This window comes from Vibrio sp. 1249-1 (genome assembly GCF_033340495.1).
Genome location: NZ_JAWOWJ010000866.1, coordinates 1 through 583 on the forward strand (window position 1 = coordinate 1; position 583 = coordinate 583).

At 42.0% G+C, this 583-nt stretch carries 1 protein-coding gene; it reads right to left on the reverse strand.

The genetic code is table 11. The annotated features are described in order from the left end of the window. Positions 1–300: heme NO-binding domain-containing protein (locus R7Z50_RS29360; protein WP_318149997.1), on the reverse strand; the 300-nt coding region annotated here is incomplete at its 3' end. Between the last annotated feature and the right edge of the window lie 283 nt (positions 301–583).

Here is a 583-nt window from a genome sequence, read left to right on the forward strand (position 1 = left end):
TTCTACATGTCGAACAAATTGAAAGGTATTGTCGCACTGCTGCAAGCTTGCATGACTGGGAATGGAGCGTAGCAGGTTCAAAAATACGCTTTCACCAAACACTTCTTGTAACTGCTCTGGGGGAATATCAGAAACTTTGCTGAGATTGACGATCAGTTTGACTAAGTCCCGGTGATCATAGCTGCCGACAGAGGTATATACCCCTTCGTCATCGGAAAGTTCGAGCACTTGGTCAAGCACTTCAAGTCCAAATTTGCTTTCCACTAACTCCATGAACTCGGTAAAGATTATCCCTTTCATTGGCAAACACCAACCTCATTGCAACGCCTTAAAAATAAGAATGGTGTATAACCCTATAAGTTTCAAATCAATATGCTTCGGCAGAATGAGACACAAAGCACAAAGCACAAAGCACAAAGCACAAAGCAAAAGGTTGCCTAGATGTGAAGCGATTTTCCTTTAACATTTGAGCTTACTGTTTTATTAACAATGAGGCGGAGTGCACTCACCACTCATTTTCTCACTCAAGCACGCTCGCTTCCGGAGTTTAGGGTTATTATCTTGGGTGTATAATAATGAGTAG